The sequence below is a fragment of the Sanguibacter hominis ATCC BAA-789 genome (assembly GCF_012396185.1).
GTDB lineage: Bacteria > Actinomycetota > Actinomycetes > Actinomycetales > Cellulomonadaceae > Flavimobilis > Flavimobilis hominis.
This window is the reverse complement of the sequence record NZ_JAAXOW010000002.1, coordinates 47677-72205: the sequence shown is the minus strand read 5'-3', so window position 1 is coordinate 72205 and position 24529 is coordinate 47677. Positions and strand designations below refer to the sequence as shown.

General features: G+C 73.0%; 23 protein-coding genes. 7 read left to right on the top strand and 16 right to left on the bottom strand.

Going from position 1 to position 24529, the window contains the following annotated elements:
* The first annotated feature begins 2 nt into the window (after positions 1–2).
* From cydD to HF995_RS06840, 3 genes are read left to right on the top strand one after another with little or no spacing between them, the layout of a single operon-like run.
* A complete protein-coding gene (gene cydD, locus HF995_RS06850) occupies positions 3–1739 on the top strand; it encodes a thiol reductant ABC exporter subunit CydD (RefSeq protein ID WP_168447090.1) in 1737 nt (578 codons plus the stop codon).
* The gene (cydC, locus tag HF995_RS06845) at positions 1736–3523 is read left to right on the top strand and encodes a thiol reductant ABC exporter subunit CydC (RefSeq protein WP_350308768.1); all 1788 of its coding nucleotides are present in this window, start codon (positions 1736–1738) and stop codon (positions 3521–3523) included. The genes cydD and cydC overlap by 4 nt, the downstream gene beginning before the upstream one ends.
* A complete protein-coding gene (locus HF995_RS06840) occupies positions 3520–5226 on the top strand; it encodes a sensor histidine kinase (protein WP_168447089.1) in 1707 nt (568 codons plus the stop codon). Before cydC ends, HF995_RS06840 begins: the two co-directional genes overlap by 4 nt.
* A 22-nt stretch (positions 5227–5248) precedes the next feature.
* Here HF995_RS06840 and HF995_RS06835 read toward each other — a convergent pair whose 3' ends face one another.
* The 10 genes from HF995_RS06835 to HF995_RS06790 form a co-directional block, all read right to left on the bottom strand.
* Complete coding sequence (locus HF995_RS06835) at positions 5249–6670, bottom strand: dipeptidase (RefSeq protein ID WP_350308767.1); 1422 nt, start codon at positions 6668–6670, stop codon at positions 5249–5251.
* Positions 6671–6699: 29 nt separating this feature from the next.
* Positions 6700–7371 carry a response regulator gene (locus tag HF995_RS06830; protein WP_168447088.1) on the bottom strand — a complete coding sequence of 224 codons (672 nt, stop codon included), beginning with the start codon at positions 7369–7371 and terminating at the stop codon, positions 6700–6702.
* A gap of 63 nt (positions 7372–7434) precedes the next feature.
* Positions 7435–8373, bottom strand: coding sequence for a bifunctional DNA-formamidopyrimidine glycosylase/DNA-(apurinic or apyrimidinic site) lyase (gene mutM, locus HF995_RS06825; RefSeq protein WP_168447087.1), 939 nt, complete (start codon positions 8371–8373; stop codon positions 7435–7437).
* Entirely contained in the window at positions 8366–9067 is a 702-nt protein-coding gene (gene rnc, locus HF995_RS06820; protein WP_168447086.1) for a ribonuclease III, read from the bottom strand. Before rnc ends, mutM begins: the two co-directional genes overlap by 8 nt.
* Positions 9064–9597, bottom strand: a complete 534-nt coding sequence (locus tag HF995_RS06815; protein WP_168447085.1) for a YceD family protein — start codon at positions 9595–9597, stop codon at positions 9064–9066. The genes rnc and HF995_RS06815 overlap by 4 nt, the downstream gene beginning before the upstream one ends.
* Before the next feature lie 188 nt (positions 9598–9785).
* A complete protein-coding gene (locus HF995_RS06810) occupies positions 9786–10271 on the bottom strand; it encodes a hypothetical protein (protein ID WP_168447084.1) in 486 nt (161 codons plus the stop codon).
* Positions 10268–10765 (bottom strand): pantetheine-phosphate adenylyltransferase, encoded by a 498-nt coding sequence (gene coaD / locus HF995_RS06805; protein WP_168447083.1) that lies wholly within the window; start codon positions 10763–10765, stop codon positions 10268–10270. Before coaD ends, HF995_RS06810 begins: the two co-directional genes overlap by 4 nt.
* A 63-nt stretch (positions 10766–10828) precedes the next feature.
* A complete protein-coding gene (gene rsmD / locus HF995_RS06800; protein WP_168447082.1) occupies positions 10829–11401 on the bottom strand; it encodes a 16S rRNA (guanine(966)-N(2))-methyltransferase RsmD in 573 nt (190 codons plus the stop codon).
* Positions 11402–11432: 31 nt separating this feature from the next.
* A complete protein-coding gene (locus HF995_RS06795) occupies positions 11433–13649 on the bottom strand; it encodes an ATP-dependent DNA helicase RecG (RefSeq protein ID WP_168447081.1) in 2217 nt (738 codons plus the stop codon).
* The gene (locus tag HF995_RS06790) at positions 13646–15217 is read right to left on the bottom strand and encodes a DAK2 domain-containing protein (protein ID WP_168447080.1); all 1572 of its coding nucleotides are present in this window, start codon (positions 15215–15217) and stop codon (positions 13646–13648) included. The genes HF995_RS06795 and HF995_RS06790 overlap by 4 nt, the downstream gene beginning before the upstream one ends.
* Positions 15218–15515: 298 nt before the next feature.
* Between HF995_RS06790 and rpmB the strand changes: the two genes are divergently transcribed.
* The gene (gene rpmB / locus HF995_RS06785; protein ID WP_098458786.1) at positions 15516–15707 is read left to right on the top strand and encodes a 50S ribosomal protein L28; all 192 of its coding nucleotides are present in this window, start codon (positions 15516–15518) and stop codon (positions 15705–15707) included.
* 153 nt (positions 15708–15860) lie between these two features.
* Positions 15861–16382, top strand: coding sequence for a GNAT family N-acetyltransferase (locus tag HF995_RS06780; protein WP_168447079.1), 522 nt, complete (start codon positions 15861–15863; stop codon positions 16380–16382).
* A gap of 19 nt (positions 16383–16401) precedes the next feature.
* Here HF995_RS06780 and HF995_RS06775 read toward each other — a convergent pair whose 3' ends face one another.
* Positions 16402–17421 carry a thiamine-phosphate kinase gene (locus HF995_RS06775; protein ID WP_168447078.1) on the bottom strand — a complete coding sequence of 340 codons (1020 nt, stop codon included), beginning with the start codon at positions 17419–17421 and terminating at the stop codon, positions 16402–16404.
* Between the two features lie 40 nt (positions 17422–17461).
* Here HF995_RS06775 and HF995_RS06770 point away from each other — a divergent pair, with 40 nt between their 5' ends.
* Positions 17462–17959: a DUF3515 domain-containing protein gene (locus HF995_RS06770; RefSeq protein WP_168447077.1), complete on the top strand. Its 498-nt coding sequence runs from the start codon at positions 17462–17464 to the stop codon at positions 17957–17959.
* Between the two features lie 55 nt (positions 17960–18014).
* Here HF995_RS06770 and HF995_RS06765 read toward each other — a convergent pair whose 3' ends face one another.
* On the bottom strand, positions 18015–19193 hold the full coding sequence (locus HF995_RS06765; RefSeq protein WP_168447076.1) for a D-alanine--D-alanine ligase family protein: 1179 nt from the start codon (positions 19191–19193) through the stop codon (positions 18015–18017).
* A 76-nt stretch (positions 19194–19269) separates the two neighbouring features.
* Here HF995_RS06765 and HF995_RS06760 point away from each other — a divergent pair, with 76 nt between their 5' ends.
* On the top strand, positions 19270–20430 hold the full coding sequence (locus HF995_RS06760; RefSeq protein WP_168447075.1) for a trans-sulfuration enzyme family protein: 1161 nt from the start codon (positions 19270–19272) through the stop codon (positions 20428–20430).
* Positions 20431–20493: 63 nt separating this feature from the next.
* Here the strand turns inward: HF995_RS06760 and HF995_RS06755 are convergent, their stop codons facing one another.
* The 4 genes from HF995_RS06755 to leuD all read right to left on the bottom strand — a co-directional run bounded on the left by HF995_RS06755 (position 20494) and on the right by leuD (position 24515).
* Positions 20494–21540 (bottom strand): NAD(P)H-dependent glycerol-3-phosphate dehydrogenase, encoded by a 1047-nt coding sequence (locus HF995_RS06755; protein WP_168447074.1) that lies wholly within the window; start codon positions 21538–21540, stop codon positions 20494–20496.
* Entirely contained in the window at positions 21533–22342 is an 810-nt protein-coding gene (locus tag HF995_RS06750) for a lysophospholipid acyltransferase family protein (protein ID WP_168447073.1), read from the bottom strand. The genes HF995_RS06755 and HF995_RS06750 overlap by 8 nt, the downstream gene beginning before the upstream one ends.
* Positions 22343–22384: 42 nt before the next feature.
* On the bottom strand, positions 22385–23701 hold the full coding sequence (gene murA, locus HF995_RS06745) for a UDP-N-acetylglucosamine 1-carboxyvinyltransferase (RefSeq protein ID WP_168447072.1): 1317 nt from the start codon (positions 23699–23701) through the stop codon (positions 22385–22387).
* Between the two features lie 172 nt (positions 23702–23873).
* Positions 23874–24515, bottom strand: coding sequence for a 3-isopropylmalate dehydratase small subunit (gene leuD, locus HF995_RS06740; protein ID WP_168447071.1), 642 nt, complete (start codon positions 24513–24515; stop codon positions 23874–23876).
* Positions 24516–24529: the final 14 nt, after the last annotated feature.

Below are 24529 nucleotides of genomic sequence, written 5' to 3'. Positions count from 1 at the left end.
CTGTGAAGCCGCTCGACCCCCGACTCCTCAGGCACGCCCGTCCCGCCCGTCGCTACGTCCTGCTGACGGCGGCGACGGGCGTCGCCACGACCGGGCTCGTCGTGGCCCAAGCGATCCTCATCGCGGCGATCCTCGCGCCGGCGGTCTCGACCGCGCGGCCGCTCGGTGAGGCGTGGGACCTCGTCGGATGGCTCGCCGCGGTCGTCGCAGCCCGGGCTGGCGTGGTCCACCTGCAGGAGCGGTTCGCCCACCGCGCTGCTACGCGCACGATCATCGACCTGCGCCGCCAGGTCGTCACGGCAGCCGTCGCGCGCGGGCCGCGCTGGCTCGCGGGCGGCGACGGCCCCGCGACCGTCACCCTCGCGACACGCGGGCTCGAGGACCTCGAACCGTACTTCGTGCGCTACCTTCCCCAGCTGCTCCTCGCGGCGACGCTCACACCGGCGACGCTCGTCGTCGTCTGGTGGCACGACTGGGTGGCCGGCGTGATCATCCTCGGCACGATCCCGCTCGTGCCGATCTTCATGATCCTCGTCGGCCAGCTCACCCAGGGCGTCTCGGACCGTCGGCTCGCCACGATGCAGAGGCTCGGCTCGCAGGTCCTCGACCTCGTCGCAGGCCTGCCCACGCTGCGCGCGCTCGGTCGCGAGAAGGGCCCGGCCGCCCGCGTGCGGGCCCTCGGCGACGCGCACCGCCGCGCGACGATGGGCACGCTGCGCGTCGCGTTCCTCTCCGGGATGGTGCTCGAGCTGCTGACGACGCTGTGCGTCGCGGTCGTCGCAGTCTCGGTCGGTCTGCGCCTCGTCGACGGCGGCTTCGACCTGCAGACGGGCCTCGTCGTCATCGTGCTCGCCCCCGAGGTGTTCCTCCCGCTGCGCCAGGTCGGCCTGCACTTCCACGCGTCGACCGACGGCCTGGCCGCAGCCGATGCTGCGTTCGCCGTCATCGAGTCCCCCGACGCCCGGCCCGACCACCGCGGTACGGCCGACCCGTTCGACGGCGGCACGTTCGCCGGCGTCCGGCTCGAGGGCGTGAGCGTGCGAGCGCCAGGCCGCGGCGTCGTCGCGCCGGACCATCTCGACCTCGACGTCGTCCCCGGCCGGGTCGTCGCCCTCGTCGGCCCCAACGGGGCCGGGAAGTCGACCGCCGTGCTCGCCCTGCTGGGGCTCGAGCCGGTCGACGCCGGGACCGTGGCCGTCCGCACGACCGACGCCGACGGCCGGCGCACCGAGACCTCGCTCGACGACCTCGACCTCGCCGCCTGGCACCGCCAGGTCGCCTGGGTGCCGCAGCGCGCCCTCCTCACCCCCGGCACGATCATCGACGCCGTCCGTGGCACCACGCCCCTCACGGCCCACGAACCCGCGGACGGCGACCCGTCCCCCGAAGAGCTCGCCGCCGCCCGGCTCACCGGCCTCGACGACGTCGTCGCCACGCTGCCCGCAGGCTGGCGCACGCGCGTCGGCACCGGCGGGATCGGCCTGAGCCTCGGCCAGCGTCAACGTGTGATCCTCACGCGCGCCCTCGTCGACGACAGACCGGTCGTCGTCCTCGACGAGCCGACCGCGCACCTCGACGCGCTCTCCGAGCAGCAGGTCCTCGACGCGGTCGCCACGATGCGCGACGCCGGGCGTGCCGTCCTGGTCGTCGCGCACCGCGCCGCGCTCGTCGACCTTGCCGACGACGTCGTCGAGGTCAGCGCACGATCGCTCGACGCTCGCACCGAGGTGACCCCGTGAGCGCCCCCGCCAGCGCTCCCGTGCGCCCCGACGTGCTGCGCCGCGCGATCGCCCTGCTCGACGTCGACCGGCGCAGGGTCGTCAGCGCCGTCCTGCTCGGCAGCCTCGCCCTCGGCTCCGCCGTGGCGCTCGCCGCCGTCTCCGCGTGGCTCATCGCGCGCGCGTCGCAGATGCCGCCCGTCCTCACCCTGTCCGTCGCGACCGTGTCCGTGCGCGCGTTCGGCATCTCCCGCGGCGTGTTCCGCTACCTCGAGCGCCTCGCGTCGCACGAGGTAGCGCTGCGTGGCATGGCGAACCTCCGCACCACGGTCTACGAGCGGCTCGCTGTCGGCAGGCTCGACGCGGTCGCAGCACTGAGGCGCGGTGACCTGCTGGCGCGCGTCGGCGCGGACGTGGACTCGGTCGGCGACGTCGTCGTGCGGGCCCTCGTCCCCGCGGGCGTCGCCGCCGTCCTCGGCATCGGGTCGGTCGCGCTCGTCGCGGCATTCCTCCCGTCGGCCGCCGTCGTGCTGCTCGGGTGCCTGCTCGTCGCGGGCGTCCTGTCCCCGTGGCTCACCGCGCGCGCGACGCGCGCGACCGAGGTCGCGTCCGCGGCCGCGCGCGCAGAGATGTCTGACGCCGCGCTCACCGTCCTCGAGGACTCCGCAGCCCTGCGCGTCTCGGGACAGCTCCCCGCGCAGCTCGCGCGTCTCCAGGCTGCCGAGGACGGCCTCGCCGCGGCGGTCGACCGCGGGGCACGCCCGCTCGCGACGAGCGCCGCGCTCGCGAACGCCGCGCTCGGCGTCGCGGTCCTCGGCGCGATACTGCTCGGTGTCCCCGCTGTCGGGGCGGGCACGCTCGCCCCGGTCGAGCTCGCCGTCGTCGTCCTCGCCCCGCTCGCCATGTTCGAGGCGACGAGCGTCCTGCCCGCCGCGGCGGTCCAGGTGCTCCGTTCGCGCGAGGCCGCGGCGCGCATCCTCGAGCTGCTCGACGGCGCGGCCGACGCGCCAGCCGCCGACGCGCCCGCCACGTCGGCCGCTCCCCTCGCAGGAGGCCCCGCCCGGATCAGCGCGCGCGGCGTCACCGTCGGCTGGCCCGAGCACGGCCCGGTACTCGACGCCCTCGACGTCGACCTCGCCCCGGGCCGCCTCGTCGCCCTCGTCGGGCCGAGCGGCGTCGGCAAGACCACGACGCTCCTGACGCTCGCCGGCCTCGTCCCGCCGCAGGGCGGCGCCCTCGTGACCCGCCGCAGCGACGTCGCCGTGACGCCCGAGGACGCCCACATCTTCCGCACGACCCTCCTCGAGAACCTTCGCGTCGCCCGCGGCGACGTCACCCCGGACGAGGCACGCGCGGCACTCGGGGCTGTCGGCCTCGACGGGTGGCTCGCAGGCCTGCCCGACGGCATCGACACCGACCTGGGCCCCGGCGGGGCCACCGTCTCGGGCGGCGAACGACGCCGCCTCCTCCTCGCCCGCGCGCTGCTCACCGAGGCGCCGCTCGTCGCGATCGACGAGCCCGCCGAGCACATGGACGACGCCGCGGCACGGTCCCTCTTCGCCGAGGTCCTCCCCCGGCTCGTCGCCGACGGCCGTGGGCTCATCCTCGCGACCCACCGCCTCTCCGGGCTCGAGGCGGCCGACGAGGTGCTCGTCCTCGAGCGCCGACCTGACGGAGTGGCGCACGTGGCCCGGCGCGGCACCCACGAGTACCTCCTCCACCACGATCCTGCGTACCGTGGGGCCTACGACCACGAGCAGGCCGCCGACCGGCCCGCCCAGGAGCACGGGAGCCCCACCGCATGAGCGTCACCGAACCACGCCGCACCGAGCAGGAGGTGCTCGACGCCGTCCTAGCCCTCGCAGCCAACCTCGAGCTGCCCGACGTGCTCCAGACCTTCGTCGAGACGTGCTCACGCCTGACCGGAGCGCCGTACGCGGCGATCAACGTCACGGACAAGAACGACCAGTCGACGACGTTCGTCCAGGTCGGCATCGACGAGCGCACCGCCGCGCAGCTCGAGCACCCGCCGGGTCACCACGGCGTCCTGTCGACGATCCCGGCACACGGGACGCTCGTCCTGTTCGACCTCATGAAGGACCCCGCGTTCAAGGGCTTCCCTCCCGGCCACCCGCCCATGCACCAGTTCCTCGGTGCGGCGATCCGCGTCGGCGACTCCGTCTACGGGCACCTCTACCTCGCGGAGAAGCCGGGCGGCTTCACCGAGGACGACTCGCGGATCGTCATGGCGCTCGCCGCTGCCGCGAGCGTCGCGGTCGAGAACGCTCAGCTCTACGACCTCGCGGCGCGACGGGAGCGCTGGCTGCGCGCCGGTCAGGAGCTGACGACCCTGCTGCTGTCGGGCGAGAAGGACGAGGAAGAGGTCCTCCAGGAGATCGTCTCGACGTCGCGCTACATCTCGGGTGCGGACACGGCCGCGCTGATCCTCCCTGGCGTGCGCGGCCGGCTGTTCATCGAGTTCGCCGAGGGATGGTCCGCACAGGACATCATCGGCACGGAGGTGCCGCCCGACGGCGTCGCGGGGACTGCCCTCGCGTCCGGGTGGGGCACCCTGCTCGACCTGTCGACCGCACCCGGCATCCGCGTGCCCGTCATGCGTCGCTTCGGTCCTGCTCTCTACGCGCCGATGGGCACCGTCGAGGACCCGGTCGGTGTGCTCGTGCTGCTGCGCCAGATCGGCGCGGAACCGTTCGACGAGACGGACCTCGCGACCGCGGAGACCTTCGCGGGCCAGGCAGCGATCGCGATGATCCTCGCGTCAGCGCGACAGTCGCAGGCGGAGGCCGAGCTCGCGGGCGAGCGTGACCGCATCGCGCGCGACCTCCACGACCTCGCGATCCAGCAGCTCTTCGCGACGGGGATGCAGCTCGAGACGGTGCGCCGCCGTGCCGCACGCGGCGTGGACGCGACCGAGCTCGTGAGCATCGTCGAGGAGTCGCTCGACAACGTCGACTCGACCGTGCGACAGATCCGCGCGATCGTCCACGCGCTGCGCGACCCGGACGCTGCGACGAGCGTCGTCGAGCGGCTGCGGCGCGAGGCGTCGCTCGCGCGCACGGGCCTGAGCTTTGCTCCGTCGATGGTCATCACGCTCGACGGGCACGTCATCGGGTCGGAGCACACGGAAGGGCTCCAGGTCGACGAGTCGGTCATCGACGACCTCGTGACGGACGGTCTCGCGGACGACGTCGTCGCGGTCGTGCGCGAGGGTCTCGCGAACGCGGCCAGGCATGCGCACGCGTCGTCGGTCCAGGTCACCGTCGACGTCACGAGCACCCACCCGGACGTGCTGCCGGGCGTCATCCTGCCCGGCGAGGTCGTCGTGACGGTCACCGACGACGGCGTCGGCCTCGCGTCGGTGTCCGGGCGCCGATCGGGCACGGGGAACCTCGCGGCGCGCGCTCGTCAGCACGGCGGGACGTTCGAGATCACGCCCAACCCTGAGGGCGCCGGCACCGTCATCCGATGGCAGGCGCCGCTCGGCTGACCCGTCGGCAGGCCGCGTCCGTTCAGGCGGTCGCGGCACCCAGTCGCGTGAGGAACAGCGCCTCACCGAGGGCGAGGTGCTCGATCTCGCGCGGGGACACGCTCTCGTTGGGCGCGTGGATGAGGGCTGCAGGCTCCTCGCAGCCCATGAGCACGATCTCCGCGTCGGGGTTGACCTCCTGGAACACGGAGCACAGCGGGATCGACCCGCCCTGACCGGCGGTCACGGTCGAGTCGACGCCGAACGCGTCGGCGAGCGCCTGCCCGAGCACCGCGAACGTGGGGCCGTCGGTGCGGGCGCTGAACGGCTTGCCGGGGGCGTCGCGGTCGATCGTCAGGTGTGCGCCCCACGGCACGCGCCGCTCGAGGTGCGCGACGAGGAGGTCCTGCGCCACGGCCGGGTCGGTGCCCGGCGGGACGCGGAGGTTGAGGTGCGCGCGAGCGCTCGCCTGGACGGCGTTGACGGCGCCGACGACGCGCGGGCCGTCGATGCCGGTGACCGTGAGCGCGGGACGCGCCCACAGGGTGTCGCTCACGCTGCCGCGCCCCGTGATCGCGACCCCCTCGAGGATGCTCGCGTCCGTGCGGAACACCTCAGGGTCGTACTGCGCGCCGTCCCACGTGCCGCTCACGTCGAGACCGTCGATCGTGACGACGCCGTCGGCGTCGCGCAGGCTCGCGAGCATCGCGATGAGCGCGGCGAGCGGGTCGGGTGCGGCGCCGCCGTACTGTCCCGAGTGGAGCGGGCCTGCGAGCGTGCGGACCTCGACGTCGATGTCGGCGGAGCCGCGCAGCGACGTCGTGAGCGTCGGGACGCCCTCGGCGACGTTGCCTGCGTCAGCGACGAGCACGACGTCGGCCGGGAGCTCGTCGGGGTGCGCGAGCAGGTACTGCTCGAGACCGCCGGTGCCCTGCTCCTCAGAGCCCTCGACGACGACGCGCAGCGTCACCGGATAGCCTTCCGTGCCCGCGGCCTCGGCCTCGTCGCGCAGGGCGCGCAGCGCGGTGAGATGGGCGACGATGTTGCCCTTGCAGTCCGCGGCGCCGCGCCCGTAGAGGCGGCCGTCGCGCTCGGTCAGCTCGAACGGCGGCGTGGTCCAGGCGGCCTCGTCCAGAGGCGGCTGGACGTCGTAGTGCGCATACAGGAGGACCGTCGGAGCGCCAGCCGGTCCTTCGCGGTACCCGATGACCGCGTCGGTGCCGTCCGGCGTCGGGACGAGCTCTGAGTCGATACCGAGGTCGCGCAGCGCGTCACGCACCCACAGCGCGGCCTCTGTGCAGCGCTCGGGCGGGACCACCTGCGGGTCGGCGATCGACGGGATCGCGACGAGCTCCGCCAGCTCCGCGAGCCCGCGCGGCATGTGCCGCTCGACGGCGGTGCGCAGCCGGGCGACGTCCCCGCCCGCCGACGTGGTGCTGGTCAGGTCGGGCGTGGAGTCGCTCACGGTCGTACCTCTCGTCGGGGTGCTGCAGGTCAGTGGGGGTCGGTCGACCACTCGCGGTTCTTGCGACCGGCGGCCCACGCGGCGACCTGAGTGCGTCGCTGCAGCCCCATCTTCGCGAGGAGCGAGGTGATGTGATTCTTCACGGTCTTCTCAGCGACGGAGAGCCTCTCCGCGATCTCGCGGTTCGACAGGCCCTCGCCGATGAGGTCGACGACGCGCAGCTCGCTCGGCGTGAGGTCCGCGGTCGGGTCCTCGTGCTCGGCGCGCCGACGCGTGACGGTGCGCTCGTCGAGCAGGACGCGTCCCGCTGCGACAGCGTGGATGACGTCGGAGATCTCAGCACCGCGCACGCTCTTGAGGAGGTACGCGGCGGCGCCCGCGTCGAGCGCCTCGGCGAGCGCGCGGTCGTCGTCGAACGACGTGAGCACGATCGCGCGGGCCGACGACCCGGACGTGGCCAGGCGGCGGATCAGGTCGATGCCCGTCCCGTCGGGGAGCTGCAGGTCGACGAGGATCACCTGGGGCTGGACGAGCGCCGCGCGGCGCTGGCCCTCGGCGACCGACCCGGCCTCAGCGACGACGCTGAGACCTTCAGACCGGTCGACCACCTCGGCGATCCCACGACGGACCACCTCGTGGTCGTCGACGATCATGACGGTGATCGGTCCGGCGCTCGGCTCAGGGGCGTTGGTCGCTCGCATAGGACTATGGTACCGATCCTTCGCCGCGGCTCATGCCGCGGCGCACGGCACACGCCGAGCAGATCAGGCGGGGTGCACGCCGCGCGGACGAGGTTGGCAGCGCGTGCACACGTGCGAGGAACGGTTCATGAAGCTCATCCGCTCGATCGGCGTACCGCAGCGCGAGCAGGGCTGGCCCGCACGGCCGTACGCCTCGAGGCTGCGGGAGAAGTACCCGGACTCGCCGTTGACGTTGACGTAGAGCGAGTCGAAGCTCGTCCCGCCGGCTCGAAGCGCCGCGGACATGACGGCGCGGGCAGACTCGAGCACGTCGCGCACCTGCCCGGGCCGCAGCGCGTCGCCGCGCCGCTCGGGGTGCACGCGGGCGCGCCACAGCGCCTCGTCCGCGTAGATGTTCCCGACGCCGGAGCTCAGGGTCTGGTCGAGCAGGATGCGCTTGATCCCGCTCGTCCGACGCCGCACCTGCGCCACGAGAGCCGCCAGGTCGCGCTCGTCGAGGCTCGGGTCCAGCAGGTCGCGCCCGACGTGCGCGACCGAGCGCGGCAGCGCTGCGACGTCCGTCCCGAGCCCGCCGGGACGCCCGTCGCTCGTCGGGACGAGCTCCTCGACCGCGAGGTGACCGAACGTGCGCTGGTCGACGAAGTCGAGGTGCCGCACGTCGCCGTCGGGCATCTCGACGCGCATGCGGACCCGCAGGTGCCGATGCGCAGGCGCACCGTCGTCCGCGTGAGCTACGAGGAGCTGGCCGCTCATGCCGAGGTGGACCAGCAGCGCCTCCCCCGTCGGCTCCGTCCCGGCGGACAGCGGCACCCAGAGGTACTTGCCCCGGCGCACCGCGCCCTCGAGCCGCGCGCCGTCGAGGCGGGCCGCGAGATCCACCGGGCCACCGACGTGCCGGCGCACGGAGTAGTCCCGGAACACCTGCACGTCGCTGACACGACCGCCGACGACGTGCCGCGCGACCCCGTCCCGGACTGTCTCGACCTCGGGAAGCTCAGGCATCCTGCCCGGTGACCCAGCGGTAGGCCGCCTCGGCAGCCTGCTGCTCGGCGTGCTTCTTCGCCGACCCGGTGCCGATCCCCCGCACCTCGCCGCTCAGCCGGACGCGTGAGGTGAACACGCGCGCATGGTCGGGCCCCTCGGCGACGGACTCATAGTGCGGGACGCCGAGCGCCTGCTCCGCGGCCGCCTCCTGCAGGCTCGTCTTCCAGTCGAGTCCCGCGCCGAGACCAGCTGCGGTCGCGAGCAGCGGGTCGACGAGCGAGTGCACGAACGTCCGCGCGGTCTCGAGGCCGTGGCTCAGGTACACCGCGCCGATGATCGCCTCGACCGTGTCCGAGAGGATCGAGTCCTTGTCGGCACCGCCCGTCCGCGTCTCCCCCTTGCCCAGGAGGATGTACGAGCCCAGGTCGAGCGTCCGCGCCACCTCGGCGAGCGCGCGCTGCGACACGACCGCCGACCGCATCTTCGCGAGCTCGCCCTCGGGCAGGTCCGGGAAGCGGCGGTAGAGCGCCTCGGTCGCCACGACGCCGAGGACCGAGTCCCCGAGAAACTCGAGGCGCTCGTTCGTCGGGATGCCGCCCGCCTCGTGAGCGAAGCTGCGGTGCGTCAGGGCGAGCACCAGGATGTCCGGGTCGAGCTCGACCCCGAGGGTCTCCGCGAGCTGGGCGGGAGTGGGACGGGCAGTGACGCTCACCGGTCCGTCTCCTCGGCGTCGCTCCCCTCGCCCTCCTCGCCGAGCGCGGGCAGGCCCTGGAGCGCCTTCCAGCGCGGGTCGATCGACTCGTGGTGGTGATCCTCGTTGCCCGAGTCGCTCAGGCGCACGCCGCACTCGGAGCACAGTCCGCGGCAGTCAGGCTGGCACAACGGGCGGAACGGCAGCGACATGACGACGGCGTCGCGCACGACAGGCTCGAGGTCGAGCAGCTCGTCGCGGACCTCGAAGACCTCGTCGGCCTCCTCGTCGTCCCCCTCCGCTGCGGCCGCCGCCGCGCGCTCCGGGTAGACGAACAGCTCGGTGAGATCCGTGTCGAGGTCCTGGCGGACCTCGTCGAGGCAGCGCACGCACTCGCCGACAGCCTCGCCGATCACCGTGCCCGTCACGAGCACGCCCTCCATGACCGACTCGAGACGCAGGTCGAGCTCGAGCTCGTCGCCCTCCGGCACCCCGATGACACCGCTGCCGAGCTCGGCAGGAGCAGGGACGGTCCGTGTCAGGGTGCGCATCGACCCGGGACGGTGCGACAGGTCGTGAACGTCGACGACCCAGGGGGATCGACGGTCAGGCGTTCTGGTGTCCACGGTTCTCACTCCTGCTCGGTTGCCTCGTCCTCCGGGTCCACCGGAGAACACCCCATCCTAGTGGCCTGACGCCGTCGCACCTGGTGGACCGTGTGCCAGGTCTCGCAGTCCTGCTATCTGCCGGCGCCCTCGTCGAGCCGTTCGGCGAGGCGTGCACGGCCGGCCTGCACCTGCGTGAGGACCTTGCCGAGGTCGATCTCGAACTCGGCGAGCCTGCGGTCGCAGTAGTCGTCGGCCTCGAGGCGCATCTGCGTCGTCTCCTCCTGCGCCCGCGTGACGAGCTCGTGGGCGTGCGCCTGCGCCTGGACGGCGACCTGCTCCTGCGTGACGAGCTGGGTGGCTCGTGCCCGGGCGGCCGCGATGATGCGCTCAGCCTGCTCCTCGGCGTCGGCGAGCCGCTGGTCCGCCTCCGAGAGCACCTCGTCGGCGCGCGAGAGCTGCTCGGGCAGCGCGGCGCGGACCTGGTCGAGGAGGTCGAGCATCTCAGCACGGTTGACGAGCACGGACGCCGACATCGGCATGGCGCGGGCGCTGTGCACGATGTCGGTGAGGGCGTCGAGCAGCGCGAGCGGGTCCTGCTGCTGGGTGTCGTCGGTCATCGGCCGGCCTCCTGGGTACGAGCGGCGAGTGCGGCACGGACGGCGTCCGCGACGCCGGACGGAACGAGGTCGTCGACCGGGCCGCCGTAGCGGGCGACGTCCTTGACCATCGACGAGGCGACGTGCGCGAGGGACTGGTCGCCGATGACGAAGACGGTCTCGACGCCGACGAGATGCCGGTTCATGAGGGCCATCGGCGTCTCGGCGTCGAGGTCTGCGCCTCCACGCAGGCCCTTGACGATCGCCCGTGCCCCGACCTCGCGACAGAAGTCGACGAGCAGCCCCGGGACCACGTCGACACGCACGTTGGGGAGGTCCGCGACGGCCTCCCTCGCGAGCCGGACCCGCGTCTCAGGGTCGAGGAGCGCGTTCTTCGCGGAGTTCCGGGCGACGCCCACGACGACGACGTCGAAGAGGGACGCAGCGCGGCGGACCACGTCGAGGTGGCCGAGCGTGAAGGGGTCGAACGACCCGGGGCAGACGGCGACAGTCACGTTGTCACGGTAGTACAGGTGCTCGCGGTCGCACGGGGTGCGAGCGTGCGGCGACGCGGCCACTCAGGCCGGGGTGTCGTCCTCCGCAGGCCCCGCGAGCCAGACGCTCGTCTCCCCGTAGTCCTTGTGGGTGAGCGCCTCCCAGCCGGTCGGCCACGTCGGCGGAGCCGAGCGCTTCGAGCGCTCGACGACGACGATCGCGCCGGGCGTGAGCATCTCCGGAACGGCGAGCGCCTCGAGCACTGCGTCGACGACACCCTCCGGGACGTCGTACGGCGGGTCGAGCAGGACGAGGTCCCACGGCGCCGTGGGCACGTCGAGGACGAACCGCTCCGCACGGTCGAGGACGACCGAGACCACCGTCAGCCCGAGCTCGCGGACGTTGCGGCGACACACCTCGACGGCCTGGCGCGAGGAGTCGACGAGCGTCACGTGTGCCGCACCCCGGCTCGCCGCCTCGAGGCCGAGGGCACCCGATCCTGCGTACAGGTCGAGCACGCGCGCGTCGTCGACGACGTCGAGGTGCTCGAGACGGGAGAAGAGCGCCTCGCGCACCTTCTCGCTCGTGGGTCGGGTGCCCTTCGGCGGCACCCGCAGGCTGCGTCCTCCGGCGGAGCCGGCCACGATTCTCGTCACCCTCCCAGGGTAGAGGCCCGTGGGCCGCGCGTCAGGCTCGCTCGAGGAACTCCGGGTCCACCTCGGCGAGACGCGCCCGCACGGCCGCCGCGAGCCCCGGCCAGGTCTCGAGCGTCGGGTCCTCGCCCACGAGCTCCTCGGCGTCAGCACGCGCGCGCGCGATGACGTCCGCGTCGCGGACGACCCGCAGCAGCCGCAGCGACGTCCCGCGGCCCGACTGCGACGCCCCCAGGACGTCGCCCTCGCTGCGCGTCTCGAGGTCGAGCTGCGCGAGCTCGAAGCCGTCGGTCGTCGCGGCGAGCCGCGTCAGACGCTCGAACGACGCCGTCCCCTCCTCGGCGGACGTCACGAGGAAGCACGTCCCCGGGCGGTCGCCACGGCCGACGCGGCCGCGGAGCTGGTGGAGCTGGGAGATGCCGAACCGGTCCGCGTCGAAGATGACCATGACGGTCGCGGCAGGGACGTCGACACCGACCTCGATCACGGTCGTCGAGACGAGCACCGGCGAGCGGCCCTGCGTGAAGTCCGTCATCACACGGTCCTTGTCGGACGGCGCGAGGCGCCCGTGCATGACGCCGATCGACGCACCGCGCAGCGCGGGCTCCGCGGCCAGCTGCTCCGCGACCTCGAGGACCGCCCGCAGAGGCGGGCGGGCGCCCGCGCTCTCGTCCGTCACCATCGGCTCGCCGCCGTCGTCGTCCGCGGGGTTCGCGTCGTCGGGGTCGATGCGCGGGCAGACGACGTACGCGAGCTCGCCCGCGTCGAGGCGCTCGCGGACGATCTGCCACACGCGCGCCATCCAGCGCGGCCGGTCCGCGAGCGCGACGTGCGTCGTCACGGGGGTGCGCCCGGCCGGGACTTCGGTGAGCGTCGACACCTCGAGGTCGCCGAAGACGGTCATCGCGACGGTGCGCGGGATCGGGGTGGCGGTCATGACGAGCATGTGGGGCGCGACCTCGGCGCGGTTGCGCAGCGCGTCGCGCTGCTCGACACCGAAGCGGTGCTGCTCGTCGACGACGACCAGACCGAGGTCGGCGAACTGGACCTTCTCGCCGAGGAGCGCGTGCGTGCCGACGACGATCCCGGCGCGGCCGGACGCCGCATCGAGGAGCGCCTCCTTGCGGGCCGCGGCGCCGAGCGAGCCCGTGAGCAGGGTGACGCGCGTCGCGTGGTCCGCGCCGCCGAGCATCCCCTCGTGCGCGAGCGGCCCGAGCATCGCGGTGATCGTCCGAGCGTGCTGCGCCGCGAGCACCTCGGTCGGTGCGAGCAGCGCTGCCTGGCCTCCCGCGTCGACGACCTGGAGCATCGCGCGCAGCGCGACGACCGTCTTGCCTGACCCGACGTCGCCCTGCAGGAGCCGCTGCATGGGGTGGGGCCGTTCGAGGTCGGCGGCGATCTCCTCGCCGACCTCGCGCTGGCCGGCGGTCAGTGCGAAGGGCAGCGCGGCGTCGAAGTCGGCGAGGAGCGTGCCACCGCCGGAGCGCGGACGGGCTCTGGCCGGCAGGTCGACGGTGAGCGCACGACGCCGAACGAGCTCGGCCTGCAGCACGAGCGCCTCCTCGTACCGCAGCCGGGCCCGGGCCTTGTGGGCGTCTGCGACCGTCGCGGGCGTGTGGATGCTCGTGAGCGAGTCGAAGAGCGACGGGTACCCGTGCCGTGCGAGGAGGGCGGCTGGCACCGGGTCGGGAAGGTCGGCGGCCGTGAGCGGGCCGAGCACGACGCCGACGGCGTTCGCGACCTTCCACGACGCGATGCGCGTCGATGCCGGGTAGATGGGGCTCGGCCGGACGGTCCGCTCGAACGCCTCCTCGGCGGACTCCTCGTCCTCGTCGAGGAACCAGTAGTCGGGGTGCGTGAGCTGCGGCGCGCCGCGGTAGAGCTGGACGGTCCCGGAGAACAGGCCGGTGCGCCCCGGGACGAGCCTGCTCTCGTGGCTGCGCAGGAACCCTGAGGACTTCCCGAAGAACGTGAGGCTCAGCTCGCGGGACCCGTCCGTGACGCGCGTCTCGAGGAGGGCGCCGTGACGTGCCCGCATCTGCCGCACGGTCGTCGAGACGATGCGCGCCATGACGGTCACGTGCGCGCCGTTCTCGAGCGATCCGAGGTCGGTGAGCTCGCCCGGCTCGGCATAACGGCGCGGGTAGTGGCGCAGGAGGCTCCCCGCGGTCGTCAGGCCGAGCGTCGCCAGGCCGTCGGCGGTGCGCTTGCCGACGAGCCGCTCGAGCGGCGCGTCGGGATCGAACGTCACAGCGTCCCCGCCCGGACGACAGCGTCCGCATGCCCCGAGGGGAGGGTCACGACCTCGGCACCGAGCCCGGACGCGAGACGGTCGCTCGCGGCGGTCACGGTCGCCGTGGGCACGTGCGCCCCGACGAGCAGCATCGCGAGACCGACCTCCCGCTCGGGCGCGCGGGCGACCAGGTCGTCGACGAGGACGTCCGCGTCGGCGGCGTCAGCCCGTCCCCACGTGAGCGAGCCGACCGCGCCGCGCATCGCGACGAGCGCCTCGTCGTCGTCGGCGCCCCTGCCGAGAGCCTCCTCGCGCGCGGCGAGCGCCGCGACGACATGCAGGTCGTCGGGCACGACGATCGTGTCGACCGCGAGACCGGGCAGGCGGTGCAGCGTGCGCCGCAGGGTCGAGGTCGAGTCCTGGCGCAGGATCGCGACCACACGGTCGCTCGCCGCGTCCTCGAGGACGCGACGGAGCTCGTCGGGAGCCCAGGACCGGTCGGTGCGCGCGAGGATGACGGCCCCGCTCCGAGCCGTCTCCGCGAGGAGAGCAGGGCTGCGGACGCCCGCGACGACGCCAGACCGCAGGGCGCCCTCGGCCTCGGCCGGCCGCGCCACGAGGCTCCGTATCCGGACCTGTCTCAGCGCGGCGACGCCAGCCGCGGCGAGAGCCGCGGCCGGGTCGTCGGTGTGGACGTGCACCTGCCACAGCCCGTTGCCGCCCACGACGACGACGGACTCACCGATCTCCTCGAGGCCGGCACGCAGTCCGCGCGCGACGTCGGAGCCGCACTCGGGGGCCGCCTCGACGACGTACATGACCTCGAACTCGCCGTCCGGGTCGTCGCACCTCCCGTGGCCGTGCACCGGCGGCGCGGACGGCTCGGGGTCGCGTCCGCCGGAGATCACGAGCCGGGGCGGGAGCCCGACGGATTCCCCCGGGCTGTCCTCGGCCAGGTCCGTCCGGGTGACTGCAGCGCACAGGGCGCCGAACACGAGCGTGAGGCCGTAGGCGCCTGCATCGAGCACGCCGTGCCGCGCGAGCACCTCGAGCTGCTCGGGCGAACCGAGCACGGCCGCGCGTGCGCCCGCGAGCGCGCCCTCGGCGACGCGGACGACGTCGTCCGGCGCGCCCGTGGCCACGTGCTCCGCGGCCGTCGCCGCGCCAGCCGCAGCGGTGAGCATCGTCCCGGGGGCTGGCCTTGCGACCGCGGCGTGCGCCGCGTCGGCTCCTGCGCGCAGGGCACGCGCCACCCGGGCGCCCGCAGCCGACGACGAGCCCTCGGCGAGCAGGGAGACGGCCATCCCGCGCAGCAGCTCGCTCGCGATGATCCCGGAGTTGCCGCGCGCCGCGAGGAGCGCTCCCTGCGCGAAGTCCTCGAGAGCGCCCGCGGCGTCCTGCTCAGCTAGGTCGATCGCCGCGGCGCCCGCGCTGATCGTCAGCCAGAGGTTGGTGCCCGTGTCCGAGTCCGCGACCGGGAAGACGTTCGCAGCGTCGATACGGTCCCTCGCGCCAGCGAGCGCCTCGGACGCGAGCATGGCCCAGGCCCGCACGGCTCCGGCGTCGAACGCCACGTCCTGCGTCACCGCTCTCCTCCCGCTCGTCCGGCTCGCCGCCTGTGTGCGAACCTCGACCACGATGCCACGAACCACCGACGCGGCCGTGCTGGCGACGCCGTGTGACGAGGGTGACACGTGACGCGCGGGCATCTGTGCGGCCGAGGTTTGAGGTCCCGGCACGTCTTCAGGTACTCTATCCAGGTTGCCCGGGTTGAACTCGGCACCTGCGTGCGCTCCGGACGGCCTTGTGGTCGCCCAGGGCCGCGCCACCCACCGACCAGGTTTTCGCCGCAGATGCGGCGTTGCACGACTTTCAGGAGAGACAGTGGCCGCCAACTGCGACGTCTGCGCCAAGGGCCCGAGCTTCGGGCACTCCATCTCGCACTCGCACGTGCGCACCAAGCGCCGCTGGAACCCGAACATCCAGCGTGTGCGCGCGATCGTGAACGGCGCCCCCAAGCGCCTCAACGTGTGCACCTCATGCCTCAAGGCCGGCAAGGTCCAGCGCCCCGCCTGAGCCGCACCGCTTCGACGAGAGCCCGCGAACCGCACGGTTCGCGGGCTCTCGTGCGTGATGACGCCGCCGTCCGCACGCGCACAGGACCCGCCTTTCCCTGCGCTTTGCCATCGACCGGTTGGCGCATGACCGATTCGATGGCAGTCTGACTCTATGACGGACAGCGACGACCTCATCATCAGACCGGCGACCCTCGACGACGCACGGCAGATCGCCGAGGTCAACGTCGCCTCCTGGCGCGAGGCCTACACGGGCATCGTCTCAGCCGAGTACCTCGCCTCTCTCGACCCTGCGGACCGCTACGACCGCGTCGCAGCCCTCCTCGGCGACCCGGACGTCACGACGTGGATCGCGACGAGCGACGGCACCGACGTCCTCGGGTTCGCGACGCTCGGCCCCGCACGCGACGAGGACGCCGAGCGGGGTGACCTCGAGCTGTACTCGATCTACCTCGACCCCGACGCATGGGGCCAGGGCATCGCGCGCACGCTCCTGCGCACCGTGCTCGCGGCGGCGCCTCAGCAGGTCCGGCTCTCGCTCTGGGTCATAGAGGAGAACGAGCGCGCCCGCCACTTCTACCGGCGCAACGGCCTCGTGCCCGACGGCGTCGAACGTCGTGAACCCTTCGGCGGGATCGCCCTGACCGAGGTCAGGTACGTCCGGCCCACCACCTGACGCGCGGCAGCTCTCGCAGTCAGGTGCGCGCGGTCCCTCCGAAGTGGTCCCAGCCCCCGCCCCGTGACGCCGGCTGGCCAGCGACGAGCACCTCGTCCTCAGCCCGATCGAGGACCGCACCGATCGCACGGAACCCCGGCGGCAGCTCGACGTCGGGCGGCAGAACCGCGAGCATCCCGTGATCCTCACCCCCCGTGAGGATCCAGGCCCGCACGAGCGCGGGATCGCCGAGCGACGCGGCAGCCGGAGCGAGGAGCGCCGCCTCGTCCGCGAACACGTCGAGCGGCTCGTCGAGCGCGAGCGTCACGCCCGACGCCGCCGCGAGACGGCGCGCGTCGCGCACGAGGCCGTCCGACACGTCGATCATCGCTCGCGCACCCCCTCGCGAGGCGGCGAGCCCGGCGTCGACGGCCGCGACCGGGCGAAGGTAGCCTGCACGCACCGCGTCGAGATCCCGGCTCCCTGCTGCGCCCAGCCCGGCCGACAGGAGCGCGAGCCCGGCCGCAGAGCGGCCGCGCACCCCCGCATGCACGACGACGTCCCCCGGTCGTGCGCCTGAGCGGAGCACAGGGTCACGTCCCTCGAGCGATCCGTGCACCGTGACGGCGACGACGGTGGCAGGTCCGCCGCTCAGGTCGCCCCCGACCACGCCGGCACCCCACGGGGCTGCGGCGTCCGACAACCCGCGCGCGAGGTCCTCGACCCAGCCCACCTCGACATCACCGGGCAGAGCGAGCGCAACCACGAACGCCGTCGGCACGGCCCCCATCGCCGCGACGTCGGCCAGGTTCTGCATCGCTGCGCGCCACCCGACGTCGTAGCCAGAAGACCACTCGCGCCGGAAGTGACGGTCCTCCACGAGGACGTCCGTCGACACGACCGTCCGGCCGTCGGGCGACGCCACGACCGCCGCGTCGTCCCCTGGTCCCACGATCGTCGCGTTCGCCGGGGCGAGCAGCGGGAAGATCCGCGCGAGCAGCTCGGTCTCAGACAGGTCTGCGACGGTGGCGGCGGGCGCGTCGGAGGGGTTCGGATGCACCCGGTCACGCTAGCGCAGCGCAGCCCGGTACCGTGGTGGCGTGCCGTCGCTCGCCCCCCGCTCCCCTGCCCGGTCTCCACGCGCCCGACGCTGGTCGGGCGCCGCTGCCGCCGTCGGCCTCGTCACTCTCGGCGCCTGCACGCCGACGATCACGGTCGAGGTGGCGCCGGACGCGACGGACCCGCTGTGCGCGTCGATCGTGCTCGCGCTGCCCGAGGAGCTCGGCGGCGCCGAACGCCTGCGCACCACGAGCCAGGCGACGACCGCGTGGGGCACGCAGAGCAGCGCGATCACGCTGCGGTGCGGCGTCGAGCCGCCCGGCCCGACGACCGAGGCCTGCCAGGCGATCGAGGACGTGTCCGGCACGAGCGTCGACTGGCTCGTCGTCGAGGACGAGGACGAGGGCTCGTGGGTCTTCACGACGTACGGCCGGGTCCCGGCCGTCGAGGTGACCGTGCCCGACGGCGTCGCGACAGCCCCCGTCGTCGACCTCAACCGTGCGGTGAGCCTCGCGCCGCAGTCGCGGCACTGCTACTGAGCCGGCTCCGACCGGTTCAGCCCGCGACGGGCCTGCTCAGCCGCGACCTGCCGGCTCAGCGCAGACCCGTCGGACGCTCGAGCGCGAGCTCGATCAGCTCGTCGATCAGCTCGCCGTAGGGCAGGCCGGTGCGCTCCCACATGCGCGGGTACATCGAGAACGGCGTGAAGCCGGGCATCGTGTTGATCTCGTTGACGATCACGTCGCCCTCGGGGGTCACGAACACGTCGACGCGGGCAAGACCCTCACAACCGACGGCCTCGAACGTGCGCACCGCGAGCTCGCGCACACGCTCGACCAGCTCGGGTGCCAGGTCGGCCGGGCACGTCAGCTCGACGGACGACTCGTCGAGGTACTTCGCCTCGAAGTCGTAGAACGCGTGCTTGTCCCCGTGGACGACGATCTCGCCCGGGAGGGAGGCACGAGCGCGGTCCCCCGCGCGGCCGCCCAGCACGGCGCACTCGATCTCACGACCGACGACGCCCTGCTCGACGATGACCTTCGGGTCGTGGCGCCTGGCTTCCGCGATCGCTGCGGGCAGGTCGGCGAGGTCGGCGACCCGAGTGATCCCGAGGCTCGAACCGGCGCGTGCAGGCTTGACGAACACGGGCAGCCCGAGCTTGTCGATCTCAGCGCGGCAGCCCGCCTCGTCCCGCTCCCACTGACCGGGGAGGATGACTGTCCACGGCGCGACCGGCAGCCCGCGTCCCGCGAGCACGATCTTCATGAAGTCCTTGTCCATGCCGACCGCCGACGCGAGCACGCCCGCACCGACGTAGCGCACGTCGGACATCTCGAGGAGACCCTGGAGCGTGCCGTCCTCGCCGAACGGACCGTGCAGGAGCGGCAGCACCACGTCGACGTCGCCGATCGCCGACGGGACCTGGCCCGGCTCGATCACCTGGAGCGTGCGCTCCCCCGACGCCATGGGCAGGACGACGTCGCCGTCCGAGCCCGGGACGAACGGCAGCGTGCCGTCGGTGATGGCCCAGCGGTCCGGGTCGTCGACCGCGAGCACCCACTGGCCCGCCGTCGTGATGCCGACCGGGACGACGTCCCAGCGGTCCCGGTCGATCGCGCGCAGGACGGCGCCCGCCGTCGCGCAGGAGATCGCGTGCTCGCCCGAGCGCCCGCCGAACAGGACCATGACGCGACGACGCGGCTCCTGCGGGGTGGGGACGGGCGAGACAGCAGTGGTCGGGGCGGCGCCTGGCGCCGGTGCGTTCGTGTCCATCACGCACGAGCGTACCCGCCGGACCGGCCACGGACACCGGCGACGGGCGGGAGCGCTGCGGCGTACGCTCTGGCGCATGACCGAGCCGCACGCAGCCGCCCATCCTCAGGACTCGCTCGCCGCATCGACCCGCGCCGTCGTCGTCGGGCGCCCCGGCCGCGCGCAGGGCGACCCGGTGAACCCGCCCGTCGTGCTGTCCTCGACGTACGTCTCCCGCGGCGTCCAGGGACCGGGCGAGAAGCTCTATGCGCGGATCGGCACCGAGACGTGGGAGCCGTTCGAGGAGGCCGTCGCGTCGCTCGAGTCCACGGACCTGCCGGGCGTGGTGATGTCGTCGGGCATGGCCGCGATCGCGGCGGTCGCGTCGCTCGTCCCCGCAGGTGGCCGCATCGTCGTCGCGCGGCACGCTTACCAGGTCACGCTCGGCCTGTTCGACGACCTCGCGGCGCGCTACGGCACGACCGTCGTCCGCGTCGACATCGACGACACGGACGCCGTCGTCGCGGAGCTCGAGGGCGCCGACCTGCTGTGGGTCGAGTCCCCCACGAACCCCATGCTCGAGGTCGCGGACATCCCTGCGCTCGCCGCTGCGGGTCGCGCCGCGGGCGCGATCGTCGCGGTCGACAGCACGTTCGCGACGCCGCTCGTCCAGCGACCGCTCGAGATGGGTGCCGACGTCGTCGTGCACTCCGCGACGAAGTACCTCGCGGGGCACTCGGACGTCGTCCTCGGTGTCGTCGTCTCGCGCGACGCCGCGATCGTCGACGCCGTGCGCGCCTACCGGACGCTGCACGGCGCGATCGCCGGACCGTTCGAGGTGTGGCTCGCCCTGCGCGGGCTGCGCACGCTCGCGCTGAGGGTCGAGCGCTCGCAGGCGAACGCCGCCGAGATCGCGGTACGCCTGCACGGCCACCCAGCGGTCGTCGACGTGCGGCACCCGAGCCTGCCCGACGACCCCGGCCACGAGCGCGCCACGAAGTTCATGGAGGGCTACGGCTCGATCATCGGCCTCCGGCCGGTCGGCGGGGCCGACGGCGCGGACCGGGTCGTCGAGGCCCTCCGCCTGTGGGTGCCGGCGACGAGCCTCGGAGGTGTCGAGTCGAGCCTCGAGCGGCGTCGGCGGTTCGCGACCGAGTCGCTCACCGTGCCGGAGGACCTGCTGCGCATGAGCGTGGGCGTCGAGGACGTCGAGGACCTGTGGGCAGACCTGGACGCAGCGCTGCGCACCCTGCTCTGACGCAGGCGTCGCCCGGCGGACCGAGGCCGCTGGCCGTACCCGCCGACGGGCGCAGACTGGGCGTCAGAGCCCTTCAGCGCGCTTCGGCCGTGCGAGCAGCGACGACGCCATCTCCTCGACGGGCAGCCCCTCGTGCAGGACGCCCGCGACCGCCGCGGTGATGGGCATCTCGACGCCGTGGGCGCGAGCGAGCTCGAGCACCGAGCGTGACGACTTCACGCCCTCGGCGGTGCCGCCCGTCGCGGTGATCGCCTCGTCGAGCGTGAGACCCGCACCGATGTGCTTGCCGAGCGTGTGGTTGCGCGAGAGGGGCGACGCGCACGTCGCCATGAGGTCGCCCATGCCCGCGAGGCCGGGGAATGTCTCGACGTTCGCGCCGAGCGCGAGGCCGAGCCGGGTGATCTCGACGAGACCGCGCGTGATGACCGTCGCGGTCGTGTTGAGGCCGTAGCCGCAACCCTGCGCGATACCGACCGCGACCGCGATGACGTTCTTGACCGCGCCGCACAGCTCGACGCCGACGACGTCGGCGTTCGTGTACGGACGGAAGTACGGTGTCGAGCACGCCCGCGCGACGAGCGAGGTCGCTGCGGCGTCCGTGCCGGCAACGACCGTCGCCGTCGGCTGACGCTCCGCGATCTCACGAGCGAGGTTCGGACCCGACACGACGACGACGCGGGCGTCGTCGATACCGAGCGCCTCGGCGACGACCTCGCTCATGCGGCGGTCGGTCTCGAGCTCGACGCCCTTCATGAGGGAGACGACGACGGCACCGTCCGGGACGTCGGCGCGGAGCGCCGTGAGCGTCTCGCGGGCGCTCTGCGACGGGATGGCGATGACCACGAGCTCCGCGCCGTCGAGCGCAGCGGCCGCATCGGTCGTCGCCCGGATCGACTCCGGCAGCCGGATGCCCGGGAGGTTCCGCGAGTTGCGGTGCTCGCTCATGATCTGGTCGCACACCTGCTGGCTGCGGCCCCAGATCGTCACGTCGCAACCGGCGTCGGCGAGAACCATCGCGAAGGTCGTGCCCCAGGCCCCCGAGCCGAGGACGGCAGCCCGGAGGCGGGGCTCGGTGGTCGCCGTCGGCTCGGTCGTCAGGGGCTCAGTCATGCGGGTTCTCCTCGTCGCCCGACGGACGGGTGCTGTCGGGCTCGTTCTCGGTCGTGGTCTGCTCTGGTGCGTCCGCTGCGCGCTGCGGGACACGATCACCCGTCCGCGGGTCCACGCGACCTTCCGGCGCCTTCTCCTGACGGATCTCCTCGAGGAGGGCCGTGATCGCGTCCATGACCCTGTTCGTCGCCTCGTGGAGCGTCGCCGCGTCACGAGGCCGGTCGTAAAGGTCATCGAGGTCGACGGGCGGTCCTGCCCACACGCTCACGAGCTTGCGGGGGAGCGGCCGGAACCTCTTCGAGTACTGCGGGAGGATGTTCTGCATCCCCCACTGCGCGATCGGGACGACCGGCACGCGAGCCTCGAGGGCGAGCCGGGCGACACCCGTCTTCGCGACCATCGGCCACAGGTCCGGGTCGCGCGTGAGCGTCCCCTCGGGGAACACCGCGACGCACGACCCCTCACGCAGCGCCTCGACGCCGGTCGTCAGGGAGTGCGCGGCCGCCGACGAGTTGCGCAGCACGGGGATCTGTCCGGTGCGCAGGAGCAGCGTGCCCACGACCGGGATCGTGAACAACGACGCCTTCGCGAGGACGCGCGGAGCGTGGCCGTGGTCGTACAGGAAGTGCGCGAACGTCAGCGGGTCGATGTTCGACATGTGGTTGCCCGCCGCGATGAAGCCGCCGGAGGACGGCAGGTGCTCCCCGCCTCTCCAGTCACGCTTCGTGATCGAGAACAGGAACGGCCTGACGACGGCCGCGATGGCGCGGTACGTCCTGCTGGCGGGATGAGCGATCGTCACGAGGAGCGATCCTACCGTCGGCGGTGCCGGGCGGGGCGGGTGTCAGTCGCGGCTGAAGTCTGCGCCGAGCGCTGCGAGCTTGTCCGTGAACGACTCGTAGCCCCGGTCGATGAGCCCGATGCCGCGGACCTTCGACGTGCCCTTCGCGGCGAGCGCAGCGATCAGGTGGGAGAAGCCGCCACGAAGGTCCGGCACCTCGATCTCGGCCGCCTCGAGGGGCGTCGCGCCGGAGATCACGGCGGAGTGGTAGAAGTTCCGCTGGCCGAAGCGGCAGGGCCGCCCGCCGAGGCACTCCTTGTAGACCTGGATGTTCGCGCCCATGCCGCGCAAGGCGTCGGTGAATCCGAAGCGGTTCTCGTAGACGGTCTCGTGGACGATCGACAGTCCTGACGCCTGGGTCAGCGCGACGACCAGCGGCTGCTGCCAGTCGGTCATGAAGCCGGGGTGCACGTCGGTCTCCAGCACGATCGAGCGCAGCTCGCCGCCCGGGTGGTAGAAGCGGATGCCGTCGTCCTCGACCTCGAACTCCCCGCCGACCTTGCGGAAGGTGTTGAGGAACGCGGTCATCTCGGGCTGGGTCGCGCCCTTGACGACGATGTCTCCACCCGTCGCGAGAGCCGCCGAGGCCCATGAGGCAGCCTCGATCCGGTCCCCGAGAGCCGTGTGCCGGAAGCCGCGGAGCTTCTCGACGCCCTCGATCCGGATGACGCGGTCGGTGTCGACCGAGATGATCGCGCCCATCTTCTGCAGGACGTTGATGAGGTCCATGATCTCGGGCTCGATCGCCGCATTCGACAGCTCGGTGATGCCCTCGGCACGGACCGCGGTCAGCAGGAGCTGCTCGGTCGCACCGACGCTCGGGTACGGCAGCGAGATCTTGGTGCCGCGCAGGCCGTTCGGGGCGGTGAGGTGGATGCCCTGGGCGCGCTTGTCGACGACGGCACCGAACTGGCGCAGGATGTCGAGGTGGTAGTTGATCGGCCGGTCGCCGATGCGGCAGCCACCCAGGTCGGGGATGAACGCCTCACCGAGGCGGTGCAGGAGCGGGCCGCAGAACAGGATCGGGATGCGGCTCGACCCGGCGTGCGCGTCGATGTCCGCCACGTGAGCAGACTCGACGTTCGACGGGTCGAGACGGAGCACGCCTGCAGCCGCGTCGTAGTCGACGTGGACCCCGTGGAGCTCGAGCAGGCCGGACACGATCTCGACGTCGCGGATGAGCGGCACGTTACGCAGCTCGCTCGGCCCCTCCCCCAAGAGCGAGGCGACCATCGCCTTGGACACGAAGTTCTTGGCGCCGCGGACGGTGATCGTGCCGTTGAGCGGCGTGCCGCCGTTGACCGTGAGGAGATCGTTCATTGTCCTATCGTCGCCTATCGCTCGGTTCGGGTTCGCCTGTTGGTGGGAACGAGTCGTGTGGAGTTCGTGCACGGGCCCGTGCATCGCCCGAGGAAGGGCGCGTGCCGACATGACGAACGCCGGGTGCGCCCTCCGATGTTCCTGGAGGACGCACCCGGCGTCGTCGATCGTGTCAGGCGTCGACCGGTCGCGCGGCCTCGATGTCGACCTTCGGCAGGTGCTTCGCCGGCAGGGTCTTGGGACGCCACGCCTCGCGGCTCGCCTCGAACGCCTTGATCTCGTCCTCGTGCTGGAGCGTGAGCCCGATGTCGTCGAGGCCCTCCATGAGGCGCCAGCGCGTGTAGTCGTCCAGGTGGATCTGCACGGTCACGTCGCCGGCGGACGCCGTGCGCTCGACGATGTCGACGGTGACCTCGGTGCCCGGCTCGTTCTCGAGGACCTTCCACAGCAGCTCGATGTCCTCCTGCGCGGCGATCGCAGCGACGAGGCCCTGCTTGCCCGAGTTGCCGCGGAAGATGTCGGCGAAGCGCGAGGACAGGACGGCCTTGAAGCCGTAGTCCTTGAGGGCCCACACGGCGTGCTCGCGCGACGAGCCCGTACCGAAGTCGGGGCCCGCCACGAGGACGCTGCCGTTCGCGTAAGCAGGCTGGTTGAGGACGAACGACTCGTCGCCGCGCCAGGCGGCGAACAGCGCGTCCTCGAAGCCCGTGCGCGTGACCCGCTTGAGGTACACGGCGGGGATGATCTGGTCCGTGTCGACGTTGCTGCGACGCAGCGGCACTCCGACACCGGTGTGGGTGGTGAACTTCTCCATGGAACTGGTCCCTT